The 21,277-nt window shown below is 60.9% G+C and carries 17 protein-coding genes; 11 read left to right on the top strand and 6 right to left on the bottom strand.

What is annotated here, in order from left to right; translation table 11 throughout:
- Positions 1–33: 33 nt before the first annotated feature.
- The 6 genes from rng (at position 34) to tldD (ending at position 8,783) form a co-directional block, all read left to right on the top strand.
- Complete coding sequence (gene rng, locus OKC42_RS12785) at positions 34–1,503, top strand: ribonuclease G (protein WP_005340056.1); 1,470 nt, start codon at positions 34–36, stop codon at positions 1,501–1,503.
- The gene (locus OKC42_RS12780; protein ID WP_201296145.1) at positions 1,504–5,397 is read left to right on the top strand and encodes a YhdP family protein; all 3,894 of its coding nucleotides are present in this window, start codon (positions 1,504–1,506) and stop codon (positions 5,395–5,397) included.
- 34 nt (positions 5,398–5,431) lie between these two features.
- Positions 5,432–5,764 carry a Dabb family protein gene (locus tag OKC42_RS12775; protein ID WP_058056309.1) on the top strand — a complete coding sequence of 111 codons (333 nt, stop codon included), beginning with the start codon at positions 5,432–5,434 and terminating at the stop codon, positions 5,762–5,764.
- Positions 5,761–6,348 carry a nucleotidyltransferase domain-containing protein gene (locus tag OKC42_RS12770; RefSeq protein ID WP_139740294.1) on the top strand — a complete coding sequence of 196 codons (588 nt, stop codon included), beginning with the start codon at positions 5,761–5,763 and terminating at the stop codon, positions 6,346–6,348. Before OKC42_RS12775 ends, OKC42_RS12770 begins: the two co-directional genes overlap by 4 nt.
- A 19-nt stretch (positions 6,349–6,367) precedes the next feature.
- Positions 6,368–7,201 carry a carbon-nitrogen hydrolase family protein gene (locus OKC42_RS12765; protein ID WP_270819873.1) on the top strand — a complete coding sequence of 278 codons (834 nt, stop codon included), beginning with the start codon at positions 6,368–6,370 and terminating at the stop codon, positions 7,199–7,201.
- Between the two features lie 133 nt (positions 7,202–7,334).
- Positions 7,335–8,783, top strand: a complete 1,449-nt coding sequence (tldD, locus tag OKC42_RS12760; protein WP_201943971.1) for a metalloprotease TldD — start codon at positions 7,335–7,337, stop codon at positions 8,781–8,783.
- 131 nt (positions 8,784–8,914) lie between these two features.
- Here the strand turns inward: tldD and OKC42_RS12755 are convergent, their stop codons facing one another.
- The 3 genes from OKC42_RS12755 to OKC42_RS12745 form a co-directional block, all read right to left on the bottom strand.
- Positions 8,915–9,118 carry a hypothetical protein gene (locus tag OKC42_RS12755; protein WP_005340062.1) on the bottom strand — a complete coding sequence of 68 codons (204 nt, stop codon included), beginning with the start codon at positions 9,116–9,118 and terminating at the stop codon, positions 8,915–8,917.
- Positions 9,119–9,277: 159 nt separating this feature from the next.
- Positions 9,278–10,000 carry a MarC family NAAT transporter gene (locus OKC42_RS12750; RefSeq protein ID WP_005348656.1) on the bottom strand — a complete coding sequence of 241 codons (723 nt, stop codon included), beginning with the start codon at positions 9,998–10,000 and terminating at the stop codon, positions 9,278–9,280.
- Between the two features lie 138 nt (positions 10,001–10,138).
- Complete coding sequence (locus OKC42_RS12745; RefSeq protein ID WP_019446502.1) at positions 10,139–11,458, bottom strand: MFS transporter; 1,320 nt, start codon at positions 11,456–11,458, stop codon at positions 10,139–10,141.
- 166 nt (positions 11,459–11,624) lie between these two features.
- On the opposite strand from OKC42_RS12745, the gene OKC42_RS12740 reads away from it, so the two are divergent.
- Positions 11,625–12,299 carry an adenine nucleotide alpha hydrolase gene (locus tag OKC42_RS12740; protein WP_139461664.1) on the top strand — a complete coding sequence of 225 codons (675 nt, stop codon included), beginning with the start codon at positions 11,625–11,627 and terminating at the stop codon, positions 12,297–12,299.
- A 106-nt stretch (positions 12,300–12,405) separates the two neighbouring features.
- Positions 12,406–13,125 (top strand): acid phosphatase AphA, encoded by a 720-nt coding sequence (gene aphA / locus OKC42_RS12735; RefSeq protein WP_270819870.1) that lies wholly within the window; start codon positions 12,406–12,408, stop codon positions 13,123–13,125.
- A gap of 72 nt (positions 13,126–13,197) precedes the next feature.
- Here aphA and OKC42_RS12730 read toward each other — a convergent pair whose 3' ends face one another.
- Positions 13,198–13,464: a hypothetical protein gene (locus tag OKC42_RS12730; RefSeq protein ID WP_019446505.1), complete on the bottom strand. Its 267-nt coding sequence runs from the start codon at positions 13,462–13,464 to the stop codon at positions 13,198–13,200.
- Between the two features lie 169 nt (positions 13,465–13,633).
- Here OKC42_RS12730 and OKC42_RS12725 point away from each other — a divergent pair, with 169 nt between their 5' ends.
- Both OKC42_RS12725 and OKC42_RS12720 read left to right on the top strand, forming a co-directional pair.
- Positions 13,634–14,455, top strand: coding sequence for an HDOD domain-containing protein (locus tag OKC42_RS12725; protein ID WP_270819869.1), 822 nt, complete (start codon positions 13,634–13,636; stop codon positions 14,453–14,455).
- 128 nt (positions 14,456–14,583) lie between these two features.
- On the top strand, positions 14,584–15,081 hold the full coding sequence (locus OKC42_RS12720; RefSeq protein ID WP_201954106.1) for a GNAT family N-acetyltransferase: 498 nt from the start codon (positions 14,584–14,586) through the stop codon (positions 15,079–15,081).
- Between the two features lie 153 nt (positions 15,082–15,234).
- Here the strand turns inward: OKC42_RS12720 and OKC42_RS12715 are convergent, their stop codons facing one another.
- Positions 15,235–15,411, bottom strand: coding sequence for a hypothetical protein (locus tag OKC42_RS12715; protein WP_005340085.1), 177 nt, complete (start codon positions 15,409–15,411; stop codon positions 15,235–15,237).
- Positions 15,412–15,917: 506 nt separating this feature from the next.
- On the bottom strand, positions 15,918–17,195 hold the full coding sequence (locus OKC42_RS12710) for a cation:proton antiporter (protein ID WP_021231596.1): 1,278 nt from the start codon (positions 17,193–17,195) through the stop codon (positions 15,918–15,920).
- Positions 17,196–17,411: 216 nt separating this feature from the next.
- Between OKC42_RS12710 and metH the strand changes: the two genes are divergently transcribed.
- Positions 17,412–21,107 (top strand): methionine synthase, encoded by a 3,696-nt coding sequence (gene metH / locus OKC42_RS12705; protein ID WP_270819899.1) that lies wholly within the window; start codon positions 17,412–17,414, stop codon positions 21,105–21,107.
- Positions 21,108–21,277 lie beyond the last annotated feature (170 nt).

Raw genomic sequence — 21,277 nt, 5'->3', positions numbered from 1 at the left:
TAGAATTCAAAACTGGAACAGGCAAGGTTACTTATGTCGGTAGAACTGCTGGTTAACGTTACCCCCTCCGAAACCCGGGTCGCCCTGGTCGAAAACGGTCTGCTGCAGGAAGTGCACGTAGAGCGTCAGGCCAAGCGCGGCATTGTCGGCAACATCTACAAAGGCAAGATCAGCCGGGTACTCCCGGGCATGCAGGCGGCCTTCGTCGATATCGGCATGGACAAGGCGGCGTTTCTCCATGCCTCCGACATCGTGCCGCACACCGAATGTGTGGCGGTGAAGGAGAAGGAGCAGTTTCAGGTCGGCAACATCGCCGAGCTGGTGCGTCAGGGGCAGGACATCATGGTGCAGGTGGTGAAAGATCCGCTGGGCACCAAGGGTGCCCGTCTCACCACCGATATCACCTTGCCATCCCGCTATCTGGTCTTTATGCCGGGCAGTGCCCACGTCGGTGTCTCCCAACGTATCGAGTCCGAAGCGGAGCGGGAGCGCCTCAAGCGCACCGTAGCTGGCTATGTGGACGAGCTGGGTGGCTACATCATCCGCACAGCCGCCGAAGGAGTGGGGGAGCAGGAGCTGGAGCAGGATGCTGCCTTCCTGAAACGCCTGTGGCGCAAGATCCTCGAGCGCAAGCAGAAGTATCCACCCTGCAAGATCCTCTACGAGGATCCCAGTTTGGCATTTCGGGTAGTGCGTGACTTTGTCGGTGCCGAGCTCGACAAGATCCGCGTTGATTCCCGCCAGAGCTTCGATCAGCTCAAGCGCTTCACCGAAGAGTACGTGCCGGAGCTGGCCAGCAAGCTGGAGTACTACCCCGGCGAGTCGCCGATCTTCGATCTTTACGACGTGGAGAACGAGATCCAGCGGGCGCTGGAGCGCAAGGTAGAGCTGAAATCCGGCGGCTACCTCATCATCGACCAGACCGAAGCCATGACCACGGTGGATATCAACACCGGCGCCTTTGTCGGCCATCGCAATCTGGAAGAGACCATCTTCAACACCAACGTCGAGGCGACGGCGGCCATCGCCCGTCACCTGCGCCTGCGCAACCTTGGCGGCATCATCATCATCGACTTCATCGACATGCAGTCCGAGGATCACCGCCGTCGGGTACTGCACAGTCTGGAGCAGGCGCTGTCAAAGGATCGTGCCAAGACCAACGTCAACGGCTTCTCCCAGCTCGGTCTGGTGGAGATGACCCGCAAGCGCACCCGCGAGAGTCTGGAGCATGTACTCTGCTCCGAGTGCCCCGAGTGCAAGGGGCGCGGCCGGGTCAAGACGGTGGAGTCGGTCTGCTTCGAGATCCTGCGGGAGATCATCCGGGTCAATCGTGCCTACGATGCGGATCAGTTCACCGTCTACGCGGCCCCGGCCGTGGCCGACTACCTCCATGGCGAGGAGTCCCACAGTTTGGCTGAGCTGGAAGTGTTTATCGGCAAGCAGGTGCGGGTAGTGAGCGAACCCCTCTGCGGTCAGGAGCAGTTCGACGTGGTGATGATGTAATTGGTCTATCGCTGGCTGAGTCGGGGCTGGTTGGCCCTGGGGGTCCTGTTCGTACTGATGGCCATGCTGGTCACCCTGGTACGGGTCGGGGGCCCTTTGCTGAATCAATACCGGGAGAGTCTGATCCACACTCTGCTGGGTGATTCACAACTCAAGGTCAGCGTGGAGCAAGTGGGGCTGGACTGGACACAGTCCGGGCCCGCCCTCGAGCTGCAGCAACTCGCCATCGCCCCGGATTCGGGGCGTTTTGCCGTACAGCTCGGCAAAGCCTGGGTGCATCTCGACTTCTGGCGCACCATTAACGAGCTAAAGCCGGTGTTTGGCGAGCTGATCCTGAGCGATGGCGATATCACCATCGACTTGCGCCAACCGGCTGACGAGAGCCCCTCCGGCGATCCCCAGCAGGGCGCCCTGCTGCGCTTTCTGCTGACCCAGCTATCTACCTTCGATGTGCACAATACCCGCCTCAGCGTCACCACCTCCCTCGGTGATCTGCGCGCCCTCGACATCGCCCAACTGCGCTGGCAGAACCGTGGCAAGCGCCATCAGGGGGTCGGCAAGGCTTACCTCATCAACGGGGTGGGCGAGAGCACCCTCGATCTGATTCTGGATGTGGACGCCCCGACTGCCCGGCTCGATCGCCTCAAGGGGCAACTTTATCTGGGGGCCCGCCAGCTCGATATCACCCCGACTCTGGCCAAGATCCATGCGGGCGAACCCAAGGTTGCCGGTCAGCTCGACTTCCAGCTCTGGAGCGAGTTTGACAGCGGCAAGCTGGGCAATACCCTGCTGGCGTTTGGCAACAACTACCTGATCTGGAAGGATCCCAAGAAAGGGGAGATGCACCGCTTCGGCCTCGATGGTGGCAAGATCCAGCTGCGCCGTGAGGGCACCGACTGGCAACTGGCGAGCCATAACGTCACCTTCAAGCTGGATGGCAAACTCTGGTTGCAGAGCCGCTTGCAGCTGGAGCGGATCGGGGATCGGGTGCAGGGCTATCTGCCCAGCATAGAGTTCGACAAGATCACTCAGATCAGTCAGCTGGTCTCGGCGCTCTACCCCACACTCTGCGAGACCCTGCGCCAGACCAATCCGCAGGGGGCGGTGCAGGATCTGACGCTGCTGGCCAATGCCAACTGGCAGGAGCTCTCCCTCAGCGGCCGCTTCAGCAAGGTGCGTCTCAAGGCCTGGCAGGATATACCCGGGATGCAGGATCTCAACGGCGAGTTCTGGCTTACCCCGACCGGCGGTAGCGCCAGATTGGCGCTGGCGAACGACAAGGTGGATCCCGCCCGTCACTTCAAGATGCCGATCCCGGTCGACAACTTCTCGGCCCGCCTCGACTGGTGGCGCGAGGAACAGGGCTGGGTGCTGTACGGGCAGGATATCGCGCTGGATAACCCGGATCTGACCCTGTCCAGCCGTTTCCGCCTCGATCTGTTCGAGCACCCTTTCCTCGCCCTGACCGGTCGCATCGATGTGAAGAATGCGGGCCATGCGGATCGCTACTTCCCGCTGCAGGCGATGGACAAGGGGCTGGTGGATTACCTGAGCGGCGCCATCAAGGGGGGCAAGGCCAAGGGGGCCGAGCTGCTCTGGTATGGGGAGTTTCGGGATTTCCCCTACGACAACGGCAAGGGCATCTTCCAGGTGGCGGTGCCGCTGGAGCAGGCCACCTACGAGTTCTTCCCCGGTTGGCAACCGCTCACCGACCTGCAGATCGACCTGTTGTTCCAGAATGCCGGCCTCGATATGCGCAGCCGATCCACCAAACTCGGCAAGGCGAGCTCCGACTCGGTGCATGCCTGGATCCCGGATCTCTCCCCCGGCGCGCACCTCTATGTGGATGCCAAGGTGCAGGGAGAGGGCAAGGCCATCAGCGACTACCTGCAGGACTCCCCGCTGGGCAGTTCGGTAGGTCAGGCGCTGCGGGAGATCGAGATCCGCGGCCCGATGGCCGGTTCGGTCAAGCTCGATATTCCTCTCGATGGCGAGAGCGAGGTGAAGGCGAGCGGTGATGCCACCTTCAGCAACAACAAGGTGCGGGTCGCCAGTCTTGATCTGCCGCTAGAGAAGGTGCAGGGGCGCCTCGAATATGACAACGAACAGACTCGTTTCAGCAACCTCAAGGCGAGCCTGTGGAACCAGCCGCTGACCCTCGACTATCAGGGGCGCCAGCATCCGGATCACTATCAGGTCGACCTCGATTTCAAGGGGCAGTGGGATAGCCGCCGCCAGCCCGCCGCCATCTCTTCATTCGGCATTCTCAACGGCCGCAGTAACTGGGGCGGCAAGCTCGGGTTGACCCTGCCCGACAGCAAGCCGCTGCGCTTCCAGCTGGCGCTCGACTCCAACCTGCAGGGGATGGGGCTGGATCTGCCGCTGCCGCTGGCCAAGAGCAGCGCCAGCCGGCTGCCGCTCAAGGTGATCGCCCGTGGCCGGGATGGCAGCGCCGACATTCGTGCCGTACTGGGGGCTGATGTGGATATGCAGACCCGACTGGTCTACGGCGAAGGGGTGCCTTATCTCAGCCGGGTGCGGGTCGATGTGGGTCAGCCGGGCGCCCGGGTAATGCGCGATGCCCCCATGCTGCTTGCCATCAACCAGCAGGAGGCCGATGTGGGCGGCTGGCTGGCGCGACTCAAGCAGTGGCTGCCAGCGCAGAACCAGACCGGCAATGCGGTGGTCGGCCCCGCCTTCCTGCCGCAGGAGTGGTGGGTGGATGGGCAACTGGCTCGCGCCTATATCGGCAGTGCCACCCTCAAGGCGGCGCGTTTCACCGTGGGGCCGACCAATCAGGCGACCGAAGTGATGATCGACAGCCCCGACGTGATGGGGGTGATCCGCCTGCCCGCAGTGGCCAATCGCCCGGTGGATGCCAAGTTTGCCCGCATCTACTGGTCCGGCAAGAGTTCGGATCTCAGCCCGGATCCCGATGCGCAGCAGGACAACGCCATCATGGCATCCATCCCCTGGTTGAAGGTGAGCTGTGTCGATTGCCGCTTTGGCGAGCTACCTCTTGGTGAAGTGAAAGGGGAGCTGGTGCCCGGCGCCAACAAGGTGACCCTCAAGGGGCTGGATGTGCGGCTGGCGGGGAGTCAGCTCACCGGCAGCGTCGACTGGCTGGCCGATGGCAACCGGATGCAGACCCGCGCCCGTGGCAAGCTGACCAGCAACAACAGCGAACTGCTGCTCAAGCGGCTCGGCTACACCTCGCCCATCGGCGATGCCCCCGGCTCCCTCGCTTTTGATCTGAACTGGCAGGATGTGCCCTATCGCCCGAGCTTGCCGACCCTAGGGGGAAGTGCCAACTATCAGCTGGAGGGCGGCACCCTGCGGGAGGTCAACGACAAGGGGGCGCGGCTGCTCTCCCTGCTCAGTCTCGACTCCCTGCTGCGCAAACTGCGGCTCGATTTTCGCGATGTGTTCGACAAGGGCTTCTACTTCGAATCCATGTCCGCCTCTGCCACCATCAAGCAGGGGCAGGTAAGCAACGATGATTTCTATATGAAGGGGGCGGCAGGCAACCTGCGCGGTGAGGGGATCGCCGATCTGGTGCGCTGGCGGCTCGACTACGAGCTGAGCTTCTCTCCCAATCTGGGGGGCACCCTGCCGGTGGTGGCGGCCTTCTCCATCACGCCGGTCACGGGTCTCTATGTGCTGGCCCTCTCCAAACTGCTGGAGCCGGTGGTGGATGTGGTGACCCGCATCGATTTTCGCATCTCGGGCCCGCTCGACGCACCCAAGCTGATCGAGGCGGGACGAGATCGCGCGCGCATCAAGCTCAACCAGCAGCAGAAAGAGGCGGTAGATGCCGTTGCTCCCAGCCTGCCGACCCAAGAGGTGACCCCTTTCCTGCTGAACCCCAAACACGCGGGGCCCGCTCAGCGCTGAACGAGCGGCCCGGCACTATCACAAGGAGTGAGCCATGATCCGACATATCCTGCTGATCGCCTTCAAGCCGGGCACCCAGCCTGCCCAGATAGATGCGGTGCGTACCGCCTTTCTCGCCATTCCCCATCAGGTCAGCGGCGTGACCGCCGTGGAGTGGGGTCGTGATGACAGCCCGGAGGGGCGAGCCGAGGGGTTTACCCACAGCGTGCTGATGACCTTCGCCGACGAAGCGGCCCGCCAGCGCTATCTGCCCCACCCGGATCACGATGCCCTCAAGGCCATCTTCCGTCCGGTGCTGGAGCGCATCATAGTGCTGGATTACACCCTGCAGGCAGGGGATCGGGTTGTGTCAGAGGGGCCGTTATGATGGTGGATGAGCACTGGGCTGCCATCCCGCCACTGCAGCGCGCACTGCTGGAATCAGTTATGAAACATGGCGCAGCCCATCCTGCGATTGATGCTGGGGTAGTGGTTGGGTCGCTCGCCAAGGGCAAGGCAGACAGGGTATCAGATGTCGATCTCTTGCTGCTGGCCGAGCCGGGCTTCCATAAGCAGGGAGACGAACTGGTGCGCACCATTGTGGGGGATCGGCCCATCTTTCACTGCTGGCAAGGAAGACATGAAGAGGTCTGTTCATACTGGCGCTTCATATTCCTCGACATGTCCAGCATCGAGATCCACATCCTTGATCGGGGGGCTGAGTTCCCCCTTGCCAAACCTTATTTGCCACTGTTCGATAAAACTTTCTCCCTTGGTGCGCTTGAGGTATCTGGCCCTGCCCCAAGCCATTGGGACTTTCCTGCCTATATGGCTGAAGGGGATGGCCTGGTGTGGGAGTTGTTCGATTGCCTCAAATGGGCGGAACGGGGCCAGCGTGGCTTGGTCAGGCATCATCTTCGCAAGCTGCTGGCCGAGATGGATAAAGACCCGAATATTGTGGATCGTGATTAACGCGGACAAGGAGAGAGTCATGTGGTTAGCCGCAATACAGCTGGTATCTGGCCGTCGCTGGCAGGATAACCGGGAGCAGATCGCCGCCGAGCTGGCGGCCTTGCCCAAAGAGCGGCCACTGCTGGTGCTGCTGCCGGAGAACTTTGCCCTGTTTGGTGAACGGCAGGGCTATCTGGATGGTGCCGAGGCAATTGGCCCCGACCCCAGCCCCGATCTGGGCGGAGCCGCGCCCATCCAGCAACAACTGGCCGCATGGGCTCGAGAGTACGGCATCTGGCTGGTGGCGGGGGCTATGCCGACCACCATCGCCGGTTCAGACCATATCCACACCAGCTCGCTGGTGTTTGATCCAAGCGGTGAGCTCAGGAGCCACTACCACAAGATCCACCTGTTCGACGTGGATGTGGCGGACAATCACGGTCGCTACCGTGAGTCGGAGACCTTCAGCCCGGGGGAGGCGCCTGTGCTGGTGGACTCTCCCTTTGGTCCCCTCGCCCTCTCGATCTGTTATGATCTGCGCTTTCCCGAGCTCTACCGCCAGTTGGCCCGTGCCGGTGCCCGCGTGCTGCTGGTACCTGCCGCCTTTACCGCCGTGACCGGCGAGGCGCACTGGGAGCCACTGCTGCGGGCTCGCGCCATCGAAAACCAGTGCTACGTAGTCGCTGCCAATCAGGGCGGCACTCACGAAACGGGGCGCCAGACCTGGGGCCACAGCATGGTGATCGACCCCTGGGGTCGGGTGCTGGCGAGCAAAGAGTGCGGGCGCGGCACAGTGCTGGCGAAGATGGAGCCCGGGCTTATCGACGAATTGAAACGCACCATGCCAGTGCTGCAACACGCCCGTTTGCTCTGATGGTGTGGTGAAAAATTGAAACGCAGCCGTTTGTCCGTGCTGGAGCATGCCCGTTTGTTGTGATGGTGTGGCTTGTTGCCAACCCGTCGGCAAGACGATTTAAAACAGCTCGCTACGAGAGTGGAGAAGAAGATTGAGTCTATTGAGCCAGGTTAGTGCCTCCCTGTTGGCCCCGAACGACCTCGATGAAGGGCGCCTGCAGCAGCTGCTCGGCAGCCTGATGAGTCATCAGGTGGAGTTCGGCGATCTCTATTTCCAGCGCAGCTGGCACGAGTCCTGGATGCTGGAAGATGGCATCGTCAAGGATGGCAGCTACAACATCGATCAGGGGGTCGGGGTGCGCGCCGTCAGCGGCGAGAAGACCGGTTTCGCCTACTCGGACGAGCTGAGCCTGCTGGCGCTGCAACAGTCGGTGACTGCCGCCCGCGGCATCGCCGCAGCAGGTGCTCACGGCAAGGTGAAGGCATGGGCGCGCACCGAAGCGAACCTGCTCTATCCGGCCATGGATCCGCTGCAGACCCTCGACAAGCACCAGAAGATTGCCCTGCTGGAGCAGATGGACAAGTTCGCCAGGAGTCTGGATCCCGCCATCAATCAGGTGATGGCCTCCATCAGCGGGGTCTACGAAGAGGTGCTGGTGGCCGCCACCGACGGCACCCTGGCCGCCGATGTGCGCCCGCTGGTGCGGCTGTCGGTGACCGTGATCGCCGAGAAGGGCGATCGCCGCGAGCGTGGCAGTGCCGGGGGCGGCGGGCGCTTTGGTTACGACTGGTTCCTCGAACTGGACGGGCTGGAGAGCCGCGCCTTTGGCTATGTGCGTGAAGCGGTGCGTCAGGCGTTGGTCAATCTGGAAGCCATCGACGCGCCAGCCGGTACCATGCCAGTGGTGTTGGGCTCCGGCTGGCCTGGCGTGCTGCTGCACGAGGCGGTGGGTCATGGTCTGGAGGGGGATTTCAATCGCAAGGGATCTTCCGCATTTGCTGGTCGCATCGGCGAGCAGGTGGCCTCCAAGTACTGTACCATCGTCGATGATGGCACCCTGCCGGGTCGGCGCGGCTCCGTCTCCATCGATGACGAGGGGACACCGGGTGGCTACAACGTGCTGATCGAGAACGGCATCCTCAAGGGTTACCTGCAGGACAAGCAGAATGCCCGTCTGATGGGGGTACCGCTCACCGGCAACGGGCGCCGCGAATCCTACGCCGCCATGCCGATGCCGCGCATGACCAACACCTATATGCTGGCGGGTCAGTATGATCCGGCCGAGATCATCGCCTCGGTGAAGAAGGGGATCTATGCCCCCAACTTCGGCGGCGGTCAGGTGGACATCACCTCCGGCAAGTTTGTCTTCTCTGCCTCCGAGGCTTACCTCATCGAGGATGGCAAGATCACCGCTCCCATCAAGGGCGCGACCCTGATCGGCAACGGCCCTGAGGCGATGAGCCAGGTCTCCATGGTGGGTAGCGACCTTGCGCTGGATCGCGGGGTTGGCATCTGCGGCAAGGAGGGGCAGAGCGTGCCGGTCGGTGTCGGCCAACCCACCTTAAAACTGGATCAGCTCACCGTGGGTGGCACGTCGTAGGTTGGGTTAGCCGCGCAGCGGCGTAACCCGACACATTCAAACCCCGGCTCTTGCCGGGGTTTTGCTATTCAGGGGATCGCAGACAACAAAAAGCCCCGGTCGGTGGACCGGGGCTGGCGGGTTATTCGGTATCAGTTGACGGATATGGCGCGGGCGTCGATGAAATAGCGAGCGTTACCCTGTTTGTCGATCTGGATTTTGGCAACCAGCTGCTCTTGATCTTTATATTCCCAGCGTTGCTCGATCTTGGCGAGGGATGGGCTCGCAATCCCAACCACGTTCAGGTACTCGTGAAACAGGCTATGGCTCCCTATTTCGGTCAGCATCTTGTCCATCTGCATACTCTCCTGAAGTTGAGTGGGTATTCATCAACAAACCTATCAGCGTCCATCTGAATACAGTCTGTATGAAAAACAAACTAACTCATTTGTGTGTCAATAACATGATCAGGGACAAGATCAGTGCAGATCGTCAGGGACTTTTTGATACCGTTTTCAATCAGAGCCGGTGGGCTTCTGCGGCAACTGATCAAACGTGCCGGAAGCCTTTGGTAGCGCCGGTGCGGTTTGCACGGTCTGGCCGCCGTGGAATACCGGATCCTGTGCCACTTCCTTGATGCCATTGATGCAAAACTGCATACCCATGCAGACCAGCAGGAAGCCCATGATGCGGGTCATGGCATCGATGCCAGTGGCGCCCAGGATCTTGCAGACCGGGTCCGCCAGCTTCAATACTCCCCAGCTGATCAGGCTCATCAGGGCAAACGCCGTTACCACACCGGCGTAGATGGTGAGGCGGTTGTACTCGTCAGGCAGCTCGGCAATCTGGGCGGCTCCGCTTATTACCAGCGCCATGGTGCCCGGTCCGCACATGCTGGGCATGGTGAGCGGTACGAAGGCAATGCTCTGGTTGATATCGACCCCGCTCTGCTGGCTGGGGGCGGGGAACAGCATGCGAAAGCCGATAAAGCCGATGATGAGGCCACCGGCCAGACGCAAGCCCGGAATGGAGATCCCGAACAGATCCAGGATCGAGGATCCGATAAAGAAGGTGATGCAGAGGGTGCAGAACAGATAGATGGCAGCCAGATTGACCTGACGGCGCACGTGTTCGCGCGACATCCCCTTGCTCAGCCCCAGCAGCAGGGTGGCCGTGGTGGGTGGGTTGACCATGGGCAGCAGCGCCAGCAAAGTGAGTAATACGACCTGAAAGAACATCTTGAGCCTCGGATAAAGAGTTGGAAGCCATGGGGCGATGCGGGTGGCAGGCCCCAGAGGGAGGCTATCTTATGCTGGCGAAACTGAACATAAGCAGTACAAAAAAGCCCCGGCAGATACCGGGGCTTGTTGTTCGGGTCAGGCCGCTTGCGGCGCTTGCTGCTGCCGGATGGCCCGTTGCTGGAACCAGAGCCAGAGACCGATGGCGAACCCCAGTACAGACAAGCTCACCACATAGTGGGAGGGGGCCAGCATGTCGCTCTTCATCCAGAGGGTAACCGCCATCGGGGTGAGGCCACCGAAGATGGCGTAGGCCACGTTGTAGGAGAACGACAGACCGGAGAAGCGCACCACCGGCGGGAAGGCGTTGACCATCACGTAAGGCACGGCGCCGACGATCCCGACCGCAAAGCCTGCCAGCATGTAGAGCGGCACCAGCTGGCTCGTACCAGCCGCCAGACCGTGATAGAAGGCGTAGCTGGAGCCCGCCAGCAGCAGGGAGCCGAACATGAAGGTGAGACCGCTGCCCAGCAGGTCGATCAGTCGACCATAAACGATGCAGCCGAGGGTCAGGGCCACGATCGCCAGCGAGTTGGCGGTCAGGGCATCAGCCGGGCTGATGCCATAGACCTTCTGCAGATAGGTGGGGGTCATCAGGATCACCACCACTATACCGGCGGAGAGCAGCCAGGTGAGCAGCATGGAGACCACCACGCTGCTCTTGTGGTTGCGCAGCACCGACTTGAGGGGCAGTTCGTCAGCCAGGGTCTTGTTGGCTTTCATCTCGGCGAAGACCGGGGTCTCGTGCAACCAGCGACGCAGGTACATGGCGACGATGCCGAAGATACCGCCGAGCAGGAAGGGCACTCGCCAGCCCCAGTCACTCACTTCGGCCGGTGTCAGGCTCTTGTTGACCGCAGTGGCGATCAGGGAGCCGAGCAGGATGCCAGCCGTCAATCCCGCCGTGAGCGTGCCGCAGGCGACCCCGACCCGACGGGCAGGGACGTGCTCGGCGACAAATACCCAGGCGCCGGGCACTTCACCGCCGATGGCGGCGCCTTGCAGGATCCGCAGTCCCAGCAGGGCGATGGGGGCGCCGATGCCAAGCACCGCATAGGTGGGCAACAGACCGATCAGCAAGGTGGGCAGCGCCATCATGATGATGCTGAGGGTGAACATCCGCTTGCGACCGATGAGATCGCCAAAGTGGGCCATGATGATGCCGCCGAGCGGTCGGGCCAGATAACCGGCTGCGAAGATGCCGAAGGTCTGGAACTGGCGCAGCCACTCGGGAATATCTGCCGGGAAGAACAGCTCGCCGATGACCACGGCGAAGAAGACGAAGATGATGAAGTCGTAAAACTCCAGCGCGCCGCCGAGGGCAGCCAGACTCAGGGTTTTGTAATCCTGTCGATTGAGGGGGCGGGCGTGATCGTGCTGTTGTGTGGTCGTGGTCATATCCGTATGTTTCCCATCGGTTTTTTTAGTTATTGTCACCCCGTGCAAGGGGCATATACAGGTGATCGAGAGTATGCTGCCTGCCTCTTGTGTGTAAATCGCGCAATTCGCAACACTGTCTTGCATCTTTTTGGGGCAATCCGAGAGCCCCGCTGGCGGAGGAATGATGGAAAAGAAACGGGTACTGCTCTCCTGGAGCAGCGGCAAGGATTGCGCATGGGCACTGCATCAGTTGCGGCAAGATCCCGCCATCGAGGTGGTGGGGCTGTTTACCACCCTCAATCAGGCATTCGAGCGGGTGGCGATGCACGGGGTGCGCAAGCAGCTGTTGACCGAGCAGGCCGCCTGTGTCGGGCTGCCCCTCATCACCATCGATCTGCCCTGGCCCTGCAGCAACGAGGATTACGCCCGCATCATGACCGGCTTTATCGCTGATGTGGTGGCACAGGGGATCCGCCATATGGCCTTTGGCGACTTATTCCTCGAGGATGTGCGCGCCTACCGTGAAAAGCAGCTGGCAGGCACCGGCATCGAACCACTGTTCCCGCTGTGGGGCAGCAATACCCGTGAACTGGCGCCGCAGATGGTGGCCGCCGGGTTGAAGGCGCGGATCAGTGCTCTCGACCCGAACAAGCTGGATGCCAGCCTGGGGGGGCACGATTTTGACGAGGCACTGCTGGCGGCGCTGCCGGAGGGGGTCGATCCGTGCGGCGAGAACGGCGAGTTTCACACCCTGGCCTATGATGGCCCCATGTTCTCCCGTCCGCTCGGCATTCGGGTCGGCGAGACAGTGGTGCGCGACGGCTTTGTCTTTACCGATTTGTTGCCAATCAAGGATTAATTATCGGGTGTCAAATGCTCCCTTTTGCAGGAGCATTCACAGATTTGATAGGCGGGATGGGGGCACTATTGGCCCCCTCTTTTGATTCAAGATGACAACCTGCCTTATGAAACACCTCTCTCGTCCGGCGCTGCTTGCCTCCTTGCTGGCTGCTGCCCTCTCTCTGCCTGTAGTCGCGGGTCAAGCCGCTACCGTTCAGCCGATCCCTGCCGGTGTCACCACCGTCACCTTGGCCCAGCAGGCGCCAATCCACTGGGTATCAGTGGAGCAGATTGCCAAGAGTCTGGATGGCCTGCCCCCGATGGCGGTCGGGTTTGATATCGACGATACCCTGCTCTTCTCCAGCCCAGGCTTTTATCGCGGCAAGCAGGAGTTCTCCCCCAACGACGAGAGCTATCTGAAGAACCCCGCCTTCTGGGAGAAGATGAACAACGGTTGGGATGCGTTCAGCATGCCGAAAGAGGTGGGCAAGGCGCTCATCGCCATGCACCTCAAGCGCGGTGACCACATCTATTTCGTCACCGGTCGCTCGGCCACCAAGACCGAAACCGTGAGCCAGACCTTGCAGCAGACCATGAATATTCCGGCCGACCAGCTCAATCCGGTGATCTTCGCCGGTGATCAGCCAGGCCAGAATACCAAGGTGCAGTGGCTCAAGGATAAGCAGATGAAGATCTTCTATGGCGATGCCGATGGCGACATCAAGGCGGCGCAGGAGATCGGCATTCGCGGCATTCGTCTGCTGCGCGCCGCCAACTCCAGCTATCGGCCACTGCCGTTGGCAGGGGCGCTGGGGGAAGAGGTGATCATCAACTCCCAGTTCTGATCCGGAGCGGATCCATGCAAAAGGGCGGGGCCATTGGCACCCGCCCTTTTTGCATCCGTTATCCAGCTCGGGTCAGTCGTCGGCCCACGGCATCTCGGGCAGGCTGTCGAGGAACTCGCCGTAACGGGTCAGATTGAAGGGGCCCTGATCTGCCTCCATCGCCATCAGCTCGGCCCCGAGGGCGCAGGCGATATATTGCAGCGCCTCTTCCCGCGGGGTGCCCTTCATCACCAACCGCATCAGGGTCGCCTTCACATGGGGCGGGTGACCATCGTTGAGCTGGTTCTCCACCATCTCCAGCAGCGTCTCTTCGTCAAAAAATTCCTGAGTGTCGTTCATGGGATATCCGCAACAGTGAATGTGGCGGCCAGTATAGCCTGAATGGGGCTAACACCTTGAACGGCCTGCGAATAAACAATCCGATGGGGAGGCCATTTGTTACCCATAATTAACGGGAGTTTGCCGCGGCAAACAGGTTGGAACACAGATAACATGGATGGACACGCCTATGCCCACGATAGATTCCCTGCTGGCTGAGCCCAAGCTACTGCCCCAGATCCCGGAAGTGATGCGCGATTTGATCCAGACCTTCAATGAAAAGGATCCGGATCTGCTCAAGATCAGCAAGCTGATCAACAAGGACCCGGTCATCTCCGCCAAGCTGCTGCGTCTGGCCAACTCGGCCAAATTCGGCAGCAGTCGTCAGATTGGCACCGTCAATGAGGCCGCGGTGCGGTTGGGGTTGGCGATGGTGCGCAACATGGTGCTGGCCTGCGGGCTCACCGAATCGGTCACTTCGGTGCCCGGCATTGATCTCAAACATTTCTGGGGCTGCGTGTTCAACGTGGCGGAGCTGGCGCGTCGTCTGGCGGTGAAGAAGGGAATGAAGGGGGATGAGGTCTTTACCTGCGCCCTGCTCTATGACCTTGGCCGACTGGTGATGCATGTAGGCTTGCCGGAAAACACTGTCCATCACATTCACGACCTGGAGCTGCACAAGGGACGGGCCAAGGCGGAAGAGTTGGTGGTTGGTTTCAACTATGCCCAGGTAGGGGCGGCCATGGCACGTTACTGGAAGTTCCCCGAGACCATCAGCAATGCGGTGGAGTATCACTACAACCCCATGCTGGCCAAGGAGTTCTCTCCCGAGGCCGGGTTTATCCATCTGGCGATCGTGCTGGCTGCGCAATCCGATGTGGGGGAAGAGGCGCCACCCGAGTGGCCCCACAAAGTGGCAGATGCGCTGGGGCTGAGCTGGGCCGATTGCGCCGCCCAATTCACTGCGCTGCGCGAGCAGGGTAATGGCTACGCCGGGTTGCTGGCTGCCTGAGCCCGTTTATCCCATCTCATCAGGGGCCAACGCGGCCCCTTTTTCATGGCTGATGGTGCCACAGGCTTGCCAGCCCGTGAGTGGCGGGGCACTCTTTGCCCTTCACTTTCCGTTTGAGAGCCCTTGCCATGATTGCCTCCTCCCGCCTGATCCTGCGCGAAATGATCGTCACCGACGCCCCCTTCATCCTTGAGCTGCTCAATGACGGCGACTTTTATCGTTACATCGGTGATCGGGGCATTCGCACCTTGGAGCAGGCGCAGGAGTATATCCAGCAGGGGCCGGCGGTCAGCTATGCCCGCTATGGTCACGGACTCTATCTGGTGGAGCGCAAGGAGGACGGTGCCAGCCTCGGTATTTGCGGCCTGATCAAGCGCGACACCCTGGAGCAGGTCGATATCGGTTACGCCTTCATGCCGCAATATCGCGGTCAGGGCTACGCCATTGAAGCGGCGCAGGCCGCACTTGCCGATGGCAAAAGCCGGTTGGGGATCGGGCAGGTAGTTGCCATCGTCACTCCGGGCAACGAGCGATCCATTGGCCTGTTGGCCAAGCTGGGGCTGGTGCGCAGTCGACTGGTCAAGTTGAGCGAAGATGCCGATGAGTGCCTGCTGCTGGAGCAGTGATCAAGGTCAGAGAGCGGGAAAGCGAATGGCGAGGTGGCTGTCAGGCTGAGTGACAAGCAAGAGGCCGGGTCTGGCTAAAGGCGTGAGAGAAGCAAAGAGGCCGCCGTGAGTTGCGGCCTGTCTGCATCGGGCGCTGCCGGAGGGCAGGCAGGATCAGTTGAGGTCTTCGATGGAGAACTCGCCAGCGATACCATCACAGGAGATGGCGAAACCGCCGCTGAAGCGGGTGCTGAACTGGATCAGAAACGCATCATTGTCGTGCTCTTGCACAGGCAGGTTGATGGGCTTGCTGCGACGCAGGGGCTTGTGTGTTTGTACTGCTTTCATCATGGTATTTCTCTATATAAATTAGGTGTTTGCTCCTTGTATTGGCAAATGTCAGGTCAATGGGCGCGGTCGATTGGGTGAACGACAAGCGCGCAGGAATACCCAGCCCGGTTAAGGGGCGTCTGCACTTTCAAGGAATATGCTGATGCATAAATCAAATTGGGTGGGCAGATCGGGTCTGCACCGTGAGAGCCGGGCAACGCAGGCAGACAGCCTGACGGTTCTCAAGGCGAGTAAATCAGAAGAAGGTTATGCGGGTACTGGCAGGATTCATCGTGAGGTGAAGCATTGCAGGGTAAACATAAACAGGGCTGATTAACTAGCCGACGCGCATTCTCTCCTCGAAATGAATAAAAAGCAAACAATAATTTGCCGATGTTGAAGCCAGTACGCTTTTCCTCTGTGTAATCAAGGTGCTATCAGCAGCAAATATTCGCAACTATCCGCCATAAAAAGAGGGCTCCCGACGGGAGCCCTCTCTCATTCTGCAATCAGCACAGTGGGCCGACTCAGTAGTCGCCACAGGCCTTCTTGGCAGCCGTGATCATCGGGGTGATGGTCATGCCTTGCACCACGATGGAGAACATCACCACCGAGTAGGTCATCACCAGGATGACCTGACGCAGGTCGACGCCATGTTCCGGGATCATCATGACGCCGGAGGGGAGTGCCAGTGCCATCGCCATCGCCAGACCACCGCGCAGGCCACCCCAGGTGAGGATCCGCACCGAGAAGGTGTTGTAATTGCGGAATCGGCGGAAAGCCACATAGGGCAGCGACACGCTTATAAAGCGGGCGCCCAGGCAGAGCGGCACCGCAATGACCAGCAGGATCCAGTCACGCCAGGCGAGATCCAGCAGTACCAACGCCAGACCGATCAGCAGGAACAGCAGGGCGTTGAGGAACTGGTCCATCAACTCCCAGAAGTGATCCAGGTGATGGCTGCTCTGCTCGGAGAAGCCGGAGTGACGGGTCCAGTTGCCGATCATGATGCCGGTGACCACCATGGCCAGTGCGCCGGAGACGCCGATCATGTTGGCAAAGGCAAAGCCGGCGGTCGGGATACAGAGGGTCAGCAGCAGCTCCAATGAACCGTCATCGGTGGCGCTGATCATCACGTGGGCGATGAGGCCCAGCACGGCACCGAACAGGATGCCACCGAGGGCTTCGTGCAGGAACAGACCGGCCACGCTACCGAAGGTGGGTTCGACCCCGCCAAAGGCGACGGCAAACACGGTAGCGAAGATGACGAGGCCAACACCGTCGTTGAACAGGGATTCCCCTTCGATCTGGATGGCGATCTGGGGTGGCGCTTTCATCTTCTTGACGATGGCCAGTACGGCAATCGGGTCAGTGGGGGAGATCAGCGCGCCGAACAGCATGCAGTAGACCAGCGGCAACTCCCAGCCCAGCAGCTTGGCGATAAACCAGAAGCCGTAGCCGATGAGGAAGGTGGAGAGCAGGGTGGCAATGATGGCCAGAATGGTGATCTCCCACTTCTGGCTACGCAGCGCCTTGAGGTTGATGCCAAGGCCACCGGCGAACAGCAGGAAGCCCAGAATCCCCTTCAGCAGGAAGTTCTGGAAGTCGATGCTCTCCATGGTCTTGACGGCAAGAGGTTCCAGATTGAACCAACCCAGTTTGCCAAACAGCACCAGCAGTGCGGAGATCAGCATGGAGCCCGCAGTAATGGCGATGGTGGTCTGGATCTTCACAACATACTGGTTGGCAAAGGCGATAAAAATCGCCAACGCTGCCAGAAAACAGAGTGTGTAGTAGACGCTCATAGTTATTTTTTTCTCGTTGGTAGACAGCAAGCACGTATCCCTATGCAGGACGGGCATAGGTTACTCTCGGGCCCTATGTTACTCATTACCCATAAATGAGTATATGGTGGCGCATTTGGACTGATAGACGGCTAGATTTCCATTTTATTTGTTTGCTGTTAGGATGCTATTTACGCAGTTGCATGGATGTAAGAGGAACACGCGGTGTCGAACGTAATGTCGAGCAGAGAGCCGAGCAAGCAGTCGGACGTAACAAATAAGCTGGAAGCCTGCCTCAGGGAGCGGATCCTGATCATCGACGGGGCCATGGGCACCATGATCCAGGGCTACAAACTCGGGGAGGCGGATTATCGGGGTGAGCGGTTTGCCGACTGGCATACCGACATCAAGGGCAACAACGATCTGCTGGTGCTGACCCGTCCGGCGGTGATCCGCGAGATCCACGAGCAGTATTGCGCTGCCGGGGCCGACATTCTCGAGACCAACACCTTCAACGCCACTCGCATCGCCATGGCCGATTACGAGATGGAAGAATTCTCGGCCGAGATCAACCGTGAAGCCGCCCGTCTGGCCCGCGCCGTGGCCGACGAGTGGACGGCAAAAGATCCCGCCAAGCCGCGTTTCGTGGCAGGGGTGTTGGGCCCCACCAACCGCACCGCCTCCATCTCGCCGGATGTGAACGATCCCGGCAAGCGCAACGTCACCTATGACCAGCTGGTGGCCGCCTACACCGAATCGACCCACGCCCTGATCGAGGGCGGCGCCGATATCATCCTGATCGAGACCATCTTCGATACCCTCAACGCCAAGGCCGCCGCCTTCGCGGTGGAAGGGGTGTTCGAGGTGCTGGGCTACAGCCTGCCGGTGATGATCTCCGGCACCATTACCGATGCCTCCGGCCGCACCCTCTCCGGCCAGACCACCGAAGCCTTCTACCACTCGCTGCGCCACGTCAAACCGGTATCGTTCGGCCTCAACTGTGCGTTGGGACCCGATGAGCTTCGCCAGTATGTGGAGGAGCTGTCGCGCATCAGCGAATCCTGCGTCAGCGCCCACCCCAACGCCGGTCTGCCCAATGCGTTCGGCGAGTACGACCTCGATGCGGGTGAGATGGCAGAGCATATCCGCGAGTGGGCCCAAAGCGGCTTTCTCAACCTGGTCGGTGGCTGTTGCGGCACCACCCCGACCCATATCCGCGCCATGGCCGACGCCGTGGCGGGCATCAAGCCGCGTGTGCTGCCCGAGCTGCCGGTGGCCTGCCGCCTGTCGGGCCTCGAGCCGCTGATCATCACCCCTGAATCCATGTTCGTGAACGTAGGGGAGCGCACCAACGTTACCGGTTCGGCCAAGTTCAAGCGGCTGATCAAGGAAGGGCTCTACGACGAGGCGCTCGATGTTGCCAAGCAGCAGGTAGAGAACGGCGCCCAGATCATCGACATCAACATGGACGAGGGGATGCTGGACGCCGAAGCGGCCATGGTGCGCTTCCTGAACCTCATCGCCGGTGAGCCGGATATCGCCCGGGTGCCCGTGATGATCGACTCCTCCAAGTGGGAGGTGCTGGAAGCGGGCCTCAAGTGCGTGCAGGGCAAGCCGGTGGTCAACTCCATCTCCATGAAAGAGGGGGAGGAGAAGTTCATTCAGCAGGCGAAACTGCTGCGCCGCTACGGCGCCGCCGTCATCGTGATGGCGTTCGATGAAGCGGGTCAGGCCGATACCCGCGCCCGCAAGTTCGAGATCTGCCAGCGTGCCTACCGGATCCTGGTGGATCAGGTCGGTTTCCCGCCGGAAGACATCATCTTCGACCCCAATATCTTCGCGGTGGCGACCGGCATCGACGAGCACAACAACTACGCGGTGGACTTCATCGAGGCAGTGAAGGACATCAAGGCGCATCTGCCCCACGCCATGATCTCCGGCGGCGTCTCCAACGTCTCGTTTTCGTTTCGCGGCAACGAGCCGGTGCGGGAAGCCATTCACGCCGTCTTCCTCTACCACGCCATCAAGAACGGCATGGACATGGGGATCGTCAACGCCGGTCAGCTCGCCATCTATGAAGACATTCCGGCGGAGCTGAAAGAGAAGGTCGAGGCGGTGGTGCTCAATCTCAATGACAACGCCACCGAAGAGCTGCTGGCCATCGCCGAGAAGTATCGCGGTGCCGGAGCCCAGGCTGAGGATCCGCGGGATCAGGAGTGGCGCAGCTGGCCGGTAGGCAAGCGGCTGGAGCACGCACTGGTCAAGGGGATCACCGACTTTATCGAAGAGGATACCGAAGAGGCGCGCGCTGGCGCGGAGAAGCCGCTGCACGTCATCGAAGGGCCGTTGATGGATGGTATGAACGTGGTCGGCGACCTGTTCGGCGCGGGCAAGATGTTTCTGCCGCAGGTGGTGAAATCGGCGCGGGTGATGAAGCGGGCGGTGGCTTATCTGCAGCCCTATATCGAGGCGGAAAAATCAGGCGGCTCCAGCAATGGCAAAATCGTGCTGGCGACCGTGAAAGGGGACGTGCACGACATCGGCAAGAACATCGTCGGGGTGGTGCTGCAGTGCAACAACTTCGAGATTGTCGACCTCGGGGTCATGGTCTCCTGCGAGACCATTCTCAAGACTGCGCGGGAGGTCGGTGCGGATATCATCGGGTTGTCGGGTCTCATCACCCCGTCGCTGGATGAGATGGTGCACGTGGCCAAAGAGATGGAGCGTCAGGGCTTCAAGCTGCCGCTACTGATCGGCGGTGCCACCACCTCCAAGGCGCACACTGCGGTGAAGATCGAGCAGAACTACTCGGAGCCTGTGGTCTATGTCTCCAACGCCTCCCGCGCGGTGGGGGTGGCCCAGAGCCTGCTCAGCCCGGATCTGAAGGAGGCGTTTGTCGCCCGCATCGACAAGGAGTACGAGATCGCCCGGGATCAGCATGCCCGCAAGCAGCCGCGCTCCCGCCCGGTCAGTCTGGCTCATGCCCGCGCCAACCGGCACCAGCTGGATTGGGTTGGCTACCAACCCCCCAAGCCCCGCGAGCTTGGGGTGCAGAAGTTCGAAGATGTGGCCATTTCGGTGCTGCGCCCCTACATCGACTGGACGCCGTTCTTCCTCAGCTGGGAGCTGGCGGGCAAGTATCCGCGCATCCTCGAGGACGAGATCATTGGCGAGGAGGCAACCAAACTGTTTGCCGACGCCAACGCCATGCTGGACCAGCTGGAAAAGGATCTGAGCGTGCGCTGCGCCGGGGTGATCGGCCTGTTCCCGGCCAACGCGGTAGGAGACAGCATCGAAGTTTACAGTGACGAGTCGCGCACCGAGGTCATCAAGGTGCTGCACCACCTGCGCCAGCAGAGCGAGAAGCAGGGCTTCCCCAACTACTGTCTGGCGGACTATGTGGCGCCGAAAGAGAGCGGCAAGCCCGACTGGATCGGCGCCTTCGCGGTGACCGGCGGTATCGGTGAGGAGGCCATCGCCAGGGCCTACAAGGCGCAGCACGATGACTACAACGCCATCCTTATTCAGGCGGTGTGCGACCGTCTGGCCGAGGCCTTTGCCGAGTACCTGCACGAGCAGGTGCGCAAGGTGCACTGGGGTTATGCCCCGGACGAGGCCCTCAGCAACGAGGAGCTGATCCGCGAGAACTATCAGGGCATCCGCCCGGCTCCCGGTTATCCGGCCTGCCCGGAGCACACCGAGAAGGGGAGCATCTGGGAGCTGCTGGAGGTGGAGCAGGCTATCGGCATGCAGCTCACCGAATCCTACGCCATGTGGCCGGGGGCGGCGGTGTCGGGCTGGTACTTCTCCCATCCCGAGAGCAAATACTTCGCGGTGGCGCAGATCCAGCAAGATCAGGTGGAAGATTACGCCGTTCGCAAGGGGATGACGCTGGCAGAGGCCGAACGCTGGTTGGGGCCAAACCTGAACTGACTCCCGCGTGACATCGGTTGATCTTTAACGAGAAACGGCGGCATCCTTGCTCGGGTTGAACAACCTGCGCAGAGCCGCCGTTTAACCTGTTGGTCACAGTGATGTGGTAGCGTGCGGTTTGGTGTGGTTTGTCTTGTTGTCAGGATAAACAATTGGCGTTGTCTTGGCGC

This window comes from Aeromonas sp. Y311-2, assembly GCF_027706025.1.
Classification (GTDB): Bacteria; Pseudomonadota; Gammaproteobacteria; order Enterobacterales; family Aeromonadaceae; genus Aeromonas; species Aeromonas veronii.
This window is presented reverse-complemented; position numbering and strand designations above follow the sequence as displayed.

Bases quoted from the DNA above. Each gene is read 5' to 3' on its own strand.
- OKC42_RS12740 (WP_139461664.1), top strand. From the start codon at position 11,625: ATGGAAAAGAAACGGGTACTGCTCTCCTGGAGCAGCGGCAAGGATTGC.
- OKC42_RS12770 (WP_139740294.1), top strand. From the start codon at position 5,761: ATGATGGTGGATGAGCACTGGGCTGCCATCCCGCCACTGCAGCGCGCA.
- OKC42_RS12710 (WP_021231596.1), bottom strand. From the start codon at position 17,195: ATGAGCGTCTACTACACACTCTGTTTTCTGGCAGCGTTGGCGATTTTT.
- OKC42_RS12755 (WP_005340062.1), bottom strand. From the start codon at position 9,118: ATGGACAAGATGCTGACCGAAATAGGGAGCCATAGCCTGTTTCACGAG.
- OKC42_RS12720 (WP_201954106.1), top strand. From the start codon at position 14,584: ATGATTGCCTCCTCCCGCCTGATCCTGCGCGAAATGATCGTCACCGAC.
- OKC42_RS12775 (WP_058056309.1), top strand. From the start codon at position 5,432: ATGATCCGACATATCCTGCTGATCGCCTTCAAGCCGGGCACCCAGCCT.
- OKC42_RS12715 (WP_005340085.1), bottom strand. From the start codon at position 15,411: ATGATGAAAGCAGTACAAACACACAAGCCCCTGCGTCGCAGCAAGCCC.
- metH (WP_270819899.1), top strand. From the start codon at position 17,412: ATGTCGAGCAGAGAGCCGAGCAAGCAGTCGGACGTAACAAATAAGCTG.
- OKC42_RS12725 (WP_270819869.1), top strand. From the start codon at position 13,634: ATGCCCACGATAGATTCCCTGCTGGCTGAGCCCAAGCTACTGCCCCAG.
- aphA (WP_270819870.1), top strand. From the start codon at position 12,406: ATGAAACACCTCTCTCGTCCGGCGCTGCTTGCCTCCTTGCTGGCTGCT.
- OKC42_RS12745 (WP_019446502.1), bottom strand. From the start codon at position 11,458: ATGACCACGACCACACAACAGCACGATCACGCCCGCCCCCTCAATCGA.
- rng (WP_005340056.1), top strand. From the start codon at position 34: ATGTCGGTAGAACTGCTGGTTAACGTTACCCCCTCCGAAACCCGGGTC.
- OKC42_RS12750 (WP_005348656.1), bottom strand. From the start codon at position 10,000: ATGTTCTTTCAGGTCGTATTACTCACTTTGCTGGCGCTGCTGCCCATG.
- OKC42_RS12730 (WP_019446505.1), bottom strand. From the start codon at position 13,464: ATGAACGACACTCAGGAATTTTTTGACGAAGAGACGCTGCTGGAGATG.
- OKC42_RS12765 (WP_270819873.1), top strand. From the start codon at position 6,368: ATGTGGTTAGCCGCAATACAGCTGGTATCTGGCCGTCGCTGGCAGGAT.